Origin of the sequence: Hyphomicrobium sp. (assembly GCF_020852195.1) — a bacterium.
In the GTDB taxonomy this organism is placed as follows: Bacteria; Pseudomonadota; Alphaproteobacteria; order Rhizobiales; family Hyphomicrobiaceae; genus Hyphomicrobium_C.
Map to the genome: position 1 here is coordinate 1 of NZ_JADZBI010000109.1, position 13,096 is coordinate 13,096.

The following is a 13,096-nucleotide window of genomic DNA, read 5'->3' on the forward strand; positions in this document are numbered from 1 at the left end:
AGGGGAGCCCACGGCCGCAAGCTCGCAAATCCCGTAATCGAGAATACCTATACGATGGGCACGCTCAAGGGAGAGCCCGCGCCGCCGCTCGTGAAGCTCACGGACGTCTTCAAGCGTCTCGAGTTCACACACGGACACAACGTGCTCCTTTTCACCCCGATCATGCGGCTGGCCAGCATCAGTCCGCGCATCCGGCCGTATATCGGCATCGGTGCGGGCTTCGCCCTGCCGCACGTCGAGGTGTGGTTTCCCGGAGGAAGCACGGAGGTGCGGACCAACGAGTACCAGTATGCGGGACCGGCCGCGCAGGTGCTGGCGGGGTTCGAGATCACGACTGGAAAGATGGCCTACTTCATCGAATACAAGTTCACACTCGCCTGGATCTCCGCCGCGCTCACCGGCGATCAGTCCTGGCGCAACTTCGATATGCCGGGGGACCTATTTCGACAGGCGCGCCGGTGGTGGCGCGGCGAGGAGCCCAAGATTGGACGGATCAGCACAACGCTCGTGGCCCATCAAATTGTCGTCGGTGCAGGCTACTGGCTAAAGCGAGCGCCAGCCACACACTAGACAGAGCCCGAGGCGATCATCGTCTAAGCGGGTGGCCCTGCGGAAGCGGCCGCTTCGCACCACCGCAGGACCTCATCCCGGTAATGGGGAAGGAGCAGCGGCTCGCCGCCGACGAAGTGGGTCCACGCGTCCAGATGCATCCGTTTCAATCCAACCAGGACCGGCACGTCCAGGACGACCGCATTCTCGATCATGGACCGGAAGCCGGCTCCCTCGGTCTCACGCTTGCCGAAGCGGTTGATGACGACAAGCCGCGTGTCGGGATCGAGGGCCGAGGCCGCGAGGCCGGCGGAGTCCTCAAGTGCCTCCGTGTCGAGGCGGCATCCCGAAGCGGATGGGCCGAGACGATCCGTGGTCTCGATGCACGCGCCCGTAGCAAGATCCTCGAGCATCATCTCGCATCGGCTCTTGCGGGGCGCGCCCAAGGCTTGCACGACGCCGGCGAGCTTCCAGCCGCTCCCCCGCAATTGATAGGCGACGTCAGCCAGGAGCGCATCCACCGTCGCACCCTGGTCACCTTCGTACAGGACTGCCGCGATATGCATTGCTTATCTCCGCGCCGTTCATGCGGCCCCGGAAGTGGAGCAGGCGCACAGGCGGTCGGCGTTGACCTGGGTTAAGCCATATGCGCTCTGCGGCAGCCTTCAGAAATTGATAAGTCCGCCAACGCTTACGAAATCGGCGTCATCGAGATCGGTGGTTGCGGGTGCGAGAGCCGGTCCGCTGAGCTCAGCCTCATAGTGCTTGAGCTTGATATAGACCGTCATCGCCGCCGCGTCGATCTCCTGGGCAATGCCGCCGCCGAAACGGTCGAACGTGCTCGACGTCGCACCGAGCGCAAGCGCGCCCGGGCCGAGCTGGTCGCTGTAGCGGGCAAAGTCGCCATAGACGATGGTGGCACCGAGCGATGTCCAGGCGCGGCGAATGCCAGCCTTGACATACCAGTGCTCGCCGTTCTCGGCGCGCCTCCCGTTCAGGAGCAGCGTGTCGTTGTTGTCCTCATGCCCGTAGGCGGCATGGACGAAAAACCCGGTCGCGAGGTGCTGCGCATAGCCCCCGACCTGGAAGAATTGGGTGTCCTTTTGACTCGACACGGCCGCGCCTGTCGTGGCCTCGTCGTGCATCTCCGAGTAGCCGATGCCAAGAGCGAGCTTGAAGCCTGCGACCTCGCCGGCGTAGCGGCCAGCAACCTCCCAGAAGTCGTCCTCGCCCCAAGAGGCGGAGACGGACAGGCCCGCGATGGTCGGGGTGTCATAACGCACCCCGTTCATCACAATGCCGTTGCAGTCGCCGCCCAGCGGCAGGGACTGCGCGTAGCAGAATGCGAGCTGGCCCCACGTGAGCCCGGCCGGATTGAGATCGCCGCCAGAGCGGATCGTGAACTGCGGGAAGCCGGCCAGGAACGTATAATTGTCGATGATCTGTGTGCCGGAGAGATCGGTGAACATGGCCGCGCTTTTGGCTGCGTGGGCGAGCTTGCCAACCGAGACCTTGCCGAGATCCTCGCTCTGCAGATACCAGAACGCCATCTGAGCGTTGAGGTCGTCGTTCTTGGTGTCGTTCACCTGATTGATGGCGTCGGAACCGCCTGTGAACGCGTTGCCGGTGAGGTCCTGGATGCGCAGCATATAGCCGGCCGTCCAGCCCGGCATGATGGTGGCTTGGCCATTGAACTTGAAATGCGTGGCTTGCGTCGGGCCGAGACTGTGGATGTAGGCGTTGCTCTCGCCGCCATCGTCCCAAACCGTGATCTCCTGGGCAACATAACCCGAGATCGTGAGCGAGACCTTGCGGTTGCCCTTGCGCGCCGCCGTGGCTTCCAGCTCGGCGATCCGCTCCTCGAGGTCGGCGCAGCAGGCACCGTCAAGGTCCGCGGCCGTCGCGCGCGAGACCACTGCGGCAGCCAACCCAAATACGGCAGCCATGCCTGCCAGGATTAGCCTGGAGGCCGTCGATACGTGATGTTTCATCCCCCGGGTCCCCTTTTAAAATCCCCGATTGCATCCGCGAGCAGAGCGCGACTCATTTTTTCATTTACTATCGGACAAGCCGGACGAAAAAGTCATTGACGCGCCTGACCCAGGTCAGAGTGTCCTCGTCTCACGGTGCGCCGAGGACCAGAGAAACGTTCTGTCCGCCGAAACCAAACGAGTTCGAGAGCACCGTCCGCACCGGCGCCGCGCGTGCTGTGTTCGCAACAGGATCGATCGGGATCTCCGGATCCGGCATCGCGTAGTTGATAGTCGGCGGCAGAACGCCGTGGCGAATCGTGAGGAGAGAGATCGCAGCCTCAATCGCCCCTGCCGCCGAGAGCGTGTGACCGATCATCGACTTGTTCGAGCTGACGGGCGTTGCCGCCAGATGATCGCCCAACACCGCCCGCAGCGACAGGTACTCCATCTTGTCATTCTCGGGCGTGCTCGTGCCGTGGGCATTGACGTAGTCGATGTCGCCGGGAGCGATGCCGGCGTCGGCGATAGCATTGCGGATCGCGCCGATGATCGCCGTCCCATCGGGCTTGGAACGCGTGCGATGGTAGTCGTCGGCTTTCTCGCCGCAGCCCAGCACAACGCCGAGGATTTCGGCGCCGCGTGCGGTAGCCGCCGCATGCGACTCGAGCACCAACGCGCCAGCTCCTTCCGCCATCACAAAGCCGTCGCGGTCCTTCGAGAACGGCCGCGAGGCCTCGGCGGGTGCGCCGCTCCGGGTCGAGAGCGCCGAGAGAAGCGAGAAGCGGATCAGAGCCTCGATCTGCACCGAGCTGTCGGTGCCGATACAGAGCGCAGCGTCCGTATCGCCGCGGCGAATGGCCTCGACGCCGAGCTGGATCGCCGTCGCGCCCGATGCGCATGCGGTCGAGATCGAGACCGGCAGGCCCCGCGTGCCGAGCTTAGCGGCCACGCGCTCGGCCACACTTGCGAATGGGCAGAGTGCCCGCATCTCCCGCCATTCTGACGCGCGCGCAGCAGCAAGAAGGCGCTTGTAGCCCGTTTCTCCTGAGCCCGATGATGCATCGTAGAGAGACCAGCGTTGCGGCCACTCGATCTCGGCGGGCGGCGTCGCCAGGTAGAGTGGCCCCGGAAACGCGTCAGGGGACCCGATGCGCGCCTCGGTGATCGCCTCGGCTCCAGCTGCAAGCGCCATGGCGGCGGAGAGGGCCGGAGCGGAATAACCGCCGATATCCAGAAAGTCGACGCTGCCGGCGATGGCCGTGCGCAAGCCCTCGGTGGGAAACCGTGTGATCGGCCGAATGCCCGAACGCCCCGCGGCGAGCGCGGTCCAGTTGTCGGCCTTTCCCCGCCCGAGCGACGTGACGAGTCCAATGCCCGTCACGACGACCCGTGGGCGGCCCCTGGTGTCATGATAGGAGTTGCTCATCACCCCCTCACTCGATGGCCTGGAGAAGCGCAAGGCCCTCGCCGCGCCAATGGCCGACACCGGTCACGAGCACGTGCTGTACCGAGCCGGAGAACGGCCGCTCGATGTCCGACTGCCCGAAAGGAGGCGGCGCAGAGCCTTGCTCCAGTGCCAGGGCGGCGAGCGCAATACCCAGAGGGAAGTGCGCCTCGACGCTGTGCCCGAGCAGGCTGCCATAGGCCCGCACCGTTATCTCCGGGTTCTGCACAGCGAGGGACGCGAGAAAGACCAGCTCCTCCCCGCTTGCTGGCTCGACACCGCTGGCGCCGCTAAGCGCGAGCAGAGGTCCACTTGGGTTGGAGCCGGCGTTGAGACGCGCAAAAAGCTGCATCAGCGCTTGCACAGTCTGTCCCGGCGCGCGGCTTGCACGGTCCGTCTCCACGGCCGCGATGCGCGCATAGGGCTTTGCGCTCCGGTCCTCCGCGTGCGCCCGCGCCTCCAGCACGACGAACGCCCCGACACTGCCCGGGATGAAGCCGCCGCCCTCGTCGCAACGTTCCCACACCAGCCGGTGCGGACCACGCCACAGATTGTGGCCGATCTCGTAGCCGAGCAGCAAATCTTCCCGCTCGGCATTGAGCGCCCCGCCGACGAGGATGCGGTCGGCCTGTCCGGCCTGGATGCGGCGGAACGCATTCTCGATCGCAGCGAGTCCGGCCATCTCCTCTCCCATGAACGTGCGCGACGAGCCGGTTACGTTGTGGACGATGGAGATGTTGCCCGCGAGCATGTTGGAGAGCTGGGCAAGGAACAGGGTCGGGCGGAGTGCACTCGGCAGCACCTCCTTGGCAAGCAGCGCGGCATCCTCGCGCGACCCGAGCCTCTCCAGCACCTCACAGTCGACCTTGGTGTCGCGCTCGCCGCTCCCAGCCGCGACGACGAGATCCGTGCGGTCGAGCAGCGCGGCATCGCCGGCAATGCCGGCGTCCGACAACGCGAGTCCGGCGGCGTAGACACCGATCCGCTGCCAGAGCTCCATCTGCTTCTGATCGCTCTTTCTGGAGATCTGGCTTGAAAAGTCGAGCGGTACCAGGGGATGCACGGGATAGGGCGAATAGCGCGTCTCGTCGATAATCGGAACGACGCCTGAGCCGCTCAAAAAGAGCTTCTCGGCATGCTCCCTGGCGTCGGCGCCAAGCGAGCTCACGAGTCCAACACCCGTGATCCAGACCTCGTTTCTATGCGCCATCCTTCTCACCGCGGATTCCGGCTTGCTAGAGCGTCACTACGATCTTGCCGAACACATCGCGCGCCTCGAGCCGCGTTAGGCCCGTATCGATCTCGTCGAGGCGAATGACGCTGTCGATTGTCGGCGCAACGATGCCCTTGGCCATCTTCTGCATGACGCTTGCCATGTTGCTCATGCGGCATCCGAAACTGCCGATAAGTCGCAACTGATGCTGGAACAAAAGATAGAGGTTGGTGCGCGCCGTCACGCCGGTGGTCGATCCACAGGTCACGAGCCGTCCGCCGCGCTTGAGCGACATGATGCTGCCTTCCCACGTCTCAGGTCCCACGTGCTCGAACACCACGTCCACGCCTCGGCGGTCGGTTATTTTGCGCACCCGTCCTTCGAAGCGCTCTTCGCGATAGTTGATGACGTGATCGGCGCCGAGGGCCGCAGCCTTTTTCGCCTTCTCGGCGCTGCCGACGGTGGTGATCACGGTTGCCCCGGCGGCCTTGGCAAGCTGGATCGCGGCCGTCCCAATCCCGCTGCCGCCCGCATGAACGAGCACCGTCTCGCCGGCTTCGAGGCGGGCGTTGTCGAATAGCATATGCTCGACGGTCCCGAACGTGATCGGCGCGGTGGCGGCCGCTATTGCTTCAAGATTTCTCGGCGCCTTGACGGCGATGCGGGCCGGTACGTTGATGCGCTCGCGCAGGAAGCCGTCGATATGAAAGCCGTACATGGCAGGTGGGCCTTCGCAGAAATTGTCACGGCCCTCGCGGCATGGCGCGCACGAACCGCAGGTCTTTGCACCGTAAAGGGCGACCAAATCGCCGCGAAACAGATGCTCGACCTGATCGCCTACGGCGATCACCTCCCCGGCTGCCTCGGCACCGAGAACGATCGGCAGAGTGCGCTTGGCGAAGGCCATGCCGCGCCAGCTCCAGACGTCGATGTGGTTGAGAGCGACGGCGCGGACGCGCACCGTCACCTCGTTCGGGCCGGGCTCCGGGGGGTTGTCCACCGAGCCGACCACGACGTAACGTTGGCCGCGCAGCTCGGCTGCCCGCGTCGTCGTCGGGCGCATCCGGACGCCCTCGCTACCGTACATGCTGAAGGTCCTTTCCGATCCTTGTAGAGTCTTGCGCGCGCCCCTCATGCCGGCTCCTCGGAGAAGACGACGCACACGTTCTGGCCACCAAAGCCGAACGAATTGGAGAGAATCGTCGAGACGCGGGCCGGCCGGCTGACATTGGGCACCACGTCGAGCGGAAGCTCCGGATCGGGTTCGTCGTAGTTGATGGTTGGCGGCAGAACGCCGGTGCCGAGGGTCATCACCGAGAAGACCGCCTCCACCGATCCGGCCGCGATCAGCGTGTGGCCGACCATGGACTTGTTCGAGCTGATCGGCGTCCGAGCCAGGTGGTCGCCGAGCACCGCATGGAGCGACACGTACTCCATCTTGTCGTTCTCGGGCGTGCTGGTGCCGTGAGCGTTGATGTAGTCGATCTCCTCGGGCGCAACGCAGGCGTCCTCGAGAGTCTTCCGGATAGCGCCGATGATCGCGGTGCCGTCGGGCCGCGAGCGTGTGCGGTGGTAGTCATCGGCCTTCTCGCCGCAGCCGCGTACGACAGCCAGAACCCGCGCACCGCGGGCCTTCGCCGCATCGTAGGATTCGAGCACCAGGGCGCCAGCCCCTTCAGCCATGACGAAACCGTCACGCCTTTTCGAGAACGGCTTCGAGGCCTTGTGCGGCGCCTCGTTCGCCGTCGACAGCGCGGACAACAGGGAGAAGCGGATCAGCCCTTCGGGATGCACGGTAGCGTCGGTGCCGATGCAGAGAGCCGCCTCGGTCTGCCCGCGGCGGATGGCTTCGAGGCCGAGCTGGATCGTCGTCGCCCCCGATGCGCAGGCGGTGCAGATCGACAGCGGCTCACCCTCAGTGCCGAACCGCTCCTGCAGGCTGTCCGCGATAGCGGCGAAGCGGACATGCCGCGCCAGATCGGCGAACGCGCCGCTACGGGCATTGGCAAGAATGCGTTGATAACCCGCGAGCTCTGCATCGGATGGAACTTCGACCAGCCGATTGAGGTGCGGCCATTCGAGCTCCGATGGAGGCGTCGCGACGATCAACGGGCCGGGAAAGTGCCCCACGCGTCCGATGCCGGCCTGAGCGATGGCCTCGCTGGCGGCGACCTCGGCCATGGCCAGCGAGAGATCGTGAGCCGACAGAGGCGTGACGTCGAGATCATCGACGGTTCCGGCGATTGTGGTCCGGAGCCCCTCCGTCGGGAAGCGGCTGATGGGTTTCACGCCCGAGTGCCCGGACACAAGCCGCTCCCAACACGCTCTTACGCCGATGCCGAGCGAGGTCACGAGGCCGATGCCGGTGACCACCACCACCGAACGGCCCTTGGGGTCAAGCATCCGACTGCCCATGTCGGCCGCCCTCACCATGCCGACTGCACCAGCGCCATGGCCTCGCCGCGCCAATGCCCGAAGGTCGTGACAAGGATGCGGTCGGGACGGACGTCGCACGCGCTCTCGACCTCGGACGTGTCGAAAGGCGGATAGAAGACCTCATTTGAGACGGCCAAAGCCGCGAGCGCGAGCCCAGCGATAAAATGCGCCTCGAGGGAATGCCCGAGCATGCTGCCCCAGGCTCGTACGATTGGATTCACCCCCCGTTGCGCGAGGCTAGCGATGAACTGCCGCTCCTCCGCCGTTGCAGGCTCGGCGCCGCTTGCGCCGGAGAGAATGCCGAGATCGCCCGCTTTCGGGTTAAGCCTGAGTCTGCTGAAAAGGCCCGCTGCGGCAGCCGACGCGTCTCCCGGACCCCGCCGCGAGCGACTTGAGAGGACATCCGAAATGCGGGCATAGGGGACCGCACCCCGCTGACGGGCGTGCCCACTGGACTCGAGAACGAGAAAGGCGCCTAGACTCCCCGGTACGAGGCCACCCCCTTGCTCGCGGCGCTGCCAAACGGATCTGTAAGGTCCATTGTAGAGCGCGCCGGCAAGCTCGCAAGCCAGCAAGGCATCCTCCCGTTCGGCGTTGAGCGCCCCGCCGACGAGAAACAACTCGCCCTGTCCGGCCTCGATCCTCGCGACGGCATTGGCGAAGGCCGATACGCCGGCCATCTCCTCGCCCTTGAACGTGCGCGATGAGCCGGTTGCCTTATGCACGATCGAGATGTTGCCCGCGAGGAGGTTCGAAAGTTGCCCGAGATAAAGCGTTGGTCTCAACCCCGCCGTTAGACCTTGATTGAGGTATGCACCCCAGGCGCCGCCCGGACCAGCCGCGGCGAGTATGCGCGCATCGAGCGCAAGATCGCGCTCGCCGTTGCCGGCGGCAATGCAAAGATTGGTGCGCTCAAGAAGGGGGGCGTCACCGGCAAGCCTAGCGTCCGCCAGCGCAAGTCCCGCAGCGTAGACACCAATCTTCTGCCACCGCTCCATCTGGCGCTGGTCGCTGGTGCGGGGAATCTGCTTCGTAAAGTCGATACCCGCAAGCGGATGGATCGTGTAAGGCGCGAAGCGCTGCGGGTCGATCACGGGCCGCGGCGTGCCTTGGACGTTGAGCTTCTGCCAATGCGCAGCCGTGCCGTGACCGAGGGAGCTGACGAGCCCAATGCCCGTGATCCAGACCTGATCGCGCGCGCTCCGCATCATCCGGCCTCCACTTTCGTAAGACCCAACCTCTCGCCCTCCCGCCGGACGTGGCGCGCAAGCGCGTCAGAGGGAAAGGGCATGGTACGCATGGTGAGCTGGGCATCGCCGACGCGTGTGCCGCGGCAGTGGACGCTCGCCGATACGACCGCGTAGCCCGAACCCGCATGAAGGCGCGACGCGTTCACCTTCAGCGTCGATCCGGGATGCACGAAGGCACGGAACCCCGCCGTCTTGACGCCAGCGAAGAACGGCATGCGGGTAAAGCCGTCGAGCGTCATGAGCAGGTATCCGGCGGCCTGCGCCATGGTCTCGAGCAGGAGCACGCCCGGCATGATGGGATGACCGGGAAAGTGCCCTTCGAAAACCGAGCTCTCGGATGGCACATGCGCCACCGCTACGAGCGACGCCTGATCTCGATCAAGCGTCTCGATCTCGTCGAGCATCTGGAAGTATTCGAGACGCATAGCCGCCGCCCACACTATTCGGCGGCGGCGACGCGCAGGGAGTCGATCTGAGCGCAGAGATGGCCGACAATGAAGTAGTCATCGCCCTTGTCCTTGCCTTCGTTGACGCGGGCGATCCAGTCCTCGACGGGAAGCTTAATTCCGAACGTCTGGTCGATCTCGAAGGCAATATCGAGGAACGCGAGGCTGTCGACGCCTAGGTCTTCCTTCACATGGCTCTGCGGGGTAATCCTTTCCAAGGGAACGTCGCTGCTCGACGAGATGATGCCGGCAACGGTTTCAAAGGTTGAGGCCATTGGCATGCTCCGGAGTGACAACCTCACCACCCGCGCCGCCCCTTCCGGCCGACGCGCAGGCTTCTCCGGCTACTAGCAGCGGCGCCGGTCCGGCCGCTTAACAGAAGTCAAATCCGGGCGGGCTGGCGGCGGCTATCGCTTTGCCAGGTCACAGACAGCCGGATCGAACACCATCCATGAGCCCGCGCGGATCAGACCGCCTCCTGGCGCTGAAGATCGGCCAGACCGAGCGCCTTGCCCGCACGATCACGGCGGAGGATGTGGCTGCTTTCGCGCGCCTCTCCGGCGATCACAACGCGCTGCATGTGGACGACGAGTTCGCGGCGCGCACCGAGTTCGGTCAGCGGGTGGTGCATGGGTTCCTCCATGCCAGCCTGCTATCGACGCTGGTCGGCATGAAGCTCCCCGGCCGCGGCGCCCTTTACGTCTCGCAGAGCATCGAGTTCACGAGGCCCGTCTTCATCGGCGACACTGTGGAGGCATGTGCCACTGTTGAGGCGATCGATCCGGACACGCGGCTCGTCACCCTACGGACCGAGATCGCGCGCTCGGACCTGGATTGCGTCATGCGTGGGACGGCGACGGTGAAGGTGCTGCGGCTCACCGAGCCGGAGGAAGAGAAGGAGCGCCCCGCGGCACCCAAGGACACGTCCCGTCTTCTCGACGGGCGTATCGCGCTCGTCACCGGAGCCTCACGCGGCATCGGCCGGGCCGTGGCGCGCCTCTTTGGGCAGCACGGCGCTAAGGTGTGGATAAACTATAACAAGAGCCGAATTGCCGCCGAGACGCTCGCACGCGAGATCCAGGACGACGGCGGCTCCTGCCGCGCGGTCCATGCTGACGTCACACGCAAGGAGGATGTTGCGCGGATGATGGACGAGGTGGTGGCCGAGGGCGACCTCGATATCCTCGTCAACAATGCTGGCCCGAAGATTCTGTCGGCACCGTTCTCGCGCCTTGCCTGGTCCGATCTTTCCGCTGCCTACGACCAGATCGTCGGCAGCGCCTTTTGCGTCACGCAGGCGGCGCTCCCGGCTCTCAAGCGCCGACGCGGGAAAATTATCATGATCTTGTCGTCGGCCGCCCTCGGCCGGACGGCACACAACTGGCTGCCCTACGTCGCGGCCAAAGGTGCGCTGCTGGCGATGAGCAAGAACCTAGCGCAGGAGCTTGGGCCGGACGAGGTGAGCGTGAACATAATCTCGCCCTCCATGGTCGAGACCGACCTTGTCGCCAACGTGCCCGATCGTATGCGTGAGATGGCAGTCGCGCGCACGCCGCTGCGGCGGCTTGCCAGGCCGGAGGACGTTGCAGGCGCGGCACTCATGCTCGCTTCGCCTTACGCATCCTTCATCACGGGCGAAAATCTGCTCGTCACGGGCGGCGAGCATATGATCTGAGGAAAATCAGGATGCCATCGGCCTTTCTCAATAAGAAACAGAAGGCCAGCGCGCGCGGACATCGGCTGTCGCTGCCTCCCGCGCTGGCCCCGCAGAGTGAGATCGACGAGATCGTGGAGGCGGCCATCGCGGCCGCGCCGGAGTGTGTGCGTCACCGCGTCATCCTGCCGGCAATCGACTGGTCGCAGGTTACGCCGCTCAAGGTGGAATTGCTGTTGTCGTCGCTTGAGCAGGCGTGCCTGGCGGTCCCGCGATGGCTCGCAAAATCCCTGCTGCTCGCCGGCCACACACTCGAGGGCGATGCTGCACGGACATTGCCCGCCAGCCTCGCGGCGCTGAACCGACTCAACGACGCGACCGGGGAGCTTGACGAGCGGGAGCCCATCGCGCTCGCAATTGCCATGCTGGCGCATGACCCGGACCTGGACCCTGACATCACGGCGGCCCTGGTGCGCCGGCTCATGGCGCTAAGTTGGGACGATGACGCTCTTCGGCTGGCCCTCAAACAGTACCACCATGCACCGCACGTCCTGAAGATCGCCGGCAACCTTTTCGACACCCATATTGCGAAGCTTCCCGCCGTGCGGCTCCGCATCTCGGGAACATCGACGACATGGATGCTGATGGAGGCGTTGGGTCCGGCCTTTGCCGCCGAGGACGTGGGGGCAAAGATCACAGAAGCCCCGTTCGGGAGCGCGCTTACCGAGCTTTTGAACCCGCCGGATGACACGGATGCCCTTGTCGTTCTGCTCGATCCCGAAAGCCTCGTGCCGTGGGACTGGCGGCTCGGATCGGCCGAGATGGTAAACCGGCTCGCCGTGTGCGGTGAGACCCTCGGCGAAGCATTGGATGCGTTCGCCGCTCAGGCGCATGTGCCGCTGCTCGTTAATACCCTTCCTATCCCATCAGCACCAACGGCGGGATTTCTGGATCGACGGCATGCGCTCGGTTTTCGCCGCGCCGTCGATCTCCTGAACGCGCGCCTCCTCGAAGCCGCGGAGTGTTCGAGCAGGATCGTCCTCATCGATGCCGATCACGCGCTCGCACCGCTGGCCGCGCGCGGCCACGGCGATCCGAGGCTGTGGTACTATGGTAGGCTTGCCTACTCGGCCGACGCAGTTCGGCTTCTGGCCGGAGCCTTCGCCAAGGCGTGGCGGCTCACGCAACGCGGGCCGGCGAAAGTACTGGCTATCGACTTCGACAATACGCTGTGGGGCGGCGTCTTCGGAGACGACGGCATCGAGCGGCTGGCGTGCGGTCACGATGCGCCGGGGAATGCGTTTCGGGCGCTGCAGGAGGAGTGCCTGCGGCTCAGGGGGCAGGGGCTTCTGCTCGTTGGTTTGAGCAAGAACAACGCCGACGCATTGTCGGTATTCGAGCGCCACCCTGGCATGGCGTTGCGACCGGAGGACTTCGCGGCCGTCGCCATAAACTGGGCGCCGAAGCCCGAGAACATCCGCAAGCTCGCCGCCGAGCTCAACCTGGGGCTCGATAGTTTCGTCTTCCTCGACGACAGCCCGCACGAGCGCGAGGCGATGCGGCAGCTCTGCCCGGAGGTGCTGGTTCCGGAGCTGCCGGATGATCCGGCCGAGCGACCGCTGTGGCTACGTTCCCTGAGTGCGACTTGGCCCGTCCGCCTCACCACCGAGGACGAGACGCGAGCAGCGCTCTATGCCGTCGGCCACGAGGCGCGGAGCGCAAAGACGGGGGCCGCGAACCTCGACGCTTATCTTGCAAATCTTGAGCAGCGCTTAGTCATGAGCTTCGTGCGCGGAACGACGTTGGCGCGCGCAGCGCAGATGCACCAGCGGACCAACCAGTTCAACCTGACGACGCAGCGCCTTACCGAGGCAGAGATCGCGCGCATCGCCGCAGATGAGGCCAGCGGAATTGCGGTTGTTGGGAAGGTTACGGACAGGTTCGGAGACCACGGCATCGTGGTCGCCGCCACGGTCGCTATCGACGGGGACGAGGCGACCATCCGCACGTTGCTCATGAGCTGCCGCGTGATCGGGCGGGAGATCGAGCGCGCTTTCCTGGGAGCGCTGATCGGCGCGCTCAGGCGACGCGGCGTCCGTCGCGTCCGGGGCATCTATATCCCGACGCCGAG

11 protein-coding genes and 1 pseudogene are annotated in these 13,096 nt (G+C 65.2%); 3 read left to right on the top strand and 9 right to left on the bottom strand.

The window, feature by feature from the left end; genetic code table 11:
• Window positions 1-570, top strand: a pseudogene (locus IT540_RS08815) (lipid A oxidase); the annotation flags it as partial.
• Between the two features lie 23 nt (window positions 571-593).
• On the opposite strand, the gene IT540_RS08820 reads toward IT540_RS08815, so the two are convergent.
• The 9 genes from IT540_RS08820 to IT540_RS08860 all read right to left on the bottom strand — a co-directional run bounded on the left by IT540_RS08820 (window position 594) and on the right by IT540_RS08860 (window position 9,586).
• A complete protein-coding gene (locus IT540_RS08820) occupies window positions 594-1,115 on the bottom strand; it encodes a DUF2478 domain-containing protein (RefSeq protein ID WP_291175964.1) in 522 nt (173 codons plus the stop codon).
• Between the two features lie 99 nt (window positions 1,116-1,214).
• On the bottom strand, window positions 1,215-2,540 hold the full coding sequence (locus IT540_RS08825; protein ID WP_366029555.1) for a porin: 1,326 nt from the start codon (window positions 2,538-2,540) through the stop codon (window positions 1,215-1,217).
• A gap of 130 nt (window positions 2,541-2,670) precedes the next feature.
• Window positions 2,671-3,948, bottom strand: coding sequence for a beta-ketoacyl-ACP synthase (locus IT540_RS08830; protein ID WP_291175966.1), 1,278 nt, complete (start codon window positions 3,946-3,948; stop codon window positions 2,671-2,673).
• A 7-nt stretch (window positions 3,949-3,955) separates the two neighbouring features.
• Window positions 3,956-5,176 (bottom strand): beta-ketoacyl-ACP synthase, encoded by a 1,221-nt coding sequence (locus IT540_RS08835; protein ID WP_291175967.1) that lies wholly within the window; start codon window positions 5,174-5,176, stop codon window positions 3,956-3,958.
• A gap of 25 nt (window positions 5,177-5,201) precedes the next feature.
• Window positions 5,202-6,266, bottom strand: coding sequence for a zinc-binding dehydrogenase (locus tag IT540_RS08840; protein ID WP_291175968.1), 1,065 nt, complete (start codon window positions 6,264-6,266; stop codon window positions 5,202-5,204).
• Between the two features lie 44 nt (window positions 6,267-6,310).
• Window positions 6,311-7,594: a beta-ketoacyl-ACP synthase gene (locus IT540_RS08845; protein WP_291175970.1), complete on the bottom strand. Its 1,284-nt coding sequence runs from the start codon at window positions 7,592-7,594 to the stop codon at window positions 6,311-6,313.
• 11 nt (window positions 7,595-7,605) lie between these two features.
• Window positions 7,606-8,826, bottom strand: coding sequence for a beta-ketoacyl-ACP synthase (locus tag IT540_RS08850; protein WP_366029558.1), 1,221 nt, complete (start codon window positions 8,824-8,826; stop codon window positions 7,606-7,608).
• Window positions 8,823-9,290 carry a 3-hydroxyacyl-ACP dehydratase FabZ family protein gene (locus tag IT540_RS08855; protein ID WP_291175972.1) on the bottom strand — a complete coding sequence of 156 codons (468 nt, stop codon included), beginning with the start codon at window positions 9,288-9,290 and terminating at the stop codon, window positions 8,823-8,825. Before IT540_RS08855 ends, IT540_RS08850 begins: the two co-directional genes overlap by 4 nt.
• 14 nt (window positions 9,291-9,304) lie before the next feature.
• Window positions 9,305-9,586, bottom strand: a complete 282-nt coding sequence (locus IT540_RS08860) for an acyl carrier protein (RefSeq protein ID WP_291175974.1) — start codon at window positions 9,584-9,586, stop codon at window positions 9,305-9,307.
• A 176-nt stretch (window positions 9,587-9,762) separates the two neighbouring features.
• On the opposite strand from IT540_RS08860, the gene IT540_RS08865 reads away from it, so the two are divergent.
• Together IT540_RS08865 and IT540_RS08870 are read left to right on the top strand one after the other, a co-directional pair.
• Entirely contained in the window at window positions 9,763-10,986 is a 1,224-nt protein-coding gene (locus IT540_RS08865; RefSeq protein ID WP_291175976.1) for an SDR family oxidoreductase, read from the top strand.
• Between the two features lie 11 nt (window positions 10,987-10,997).
• Window positions 10,998-13,096 (top strand): HAD-IIIC family phosphatase (locus IT540_RS08870; protein ID WP_291175978.1); only part of this gene is annotated, 2,099 nt, incomplete at its 3' end.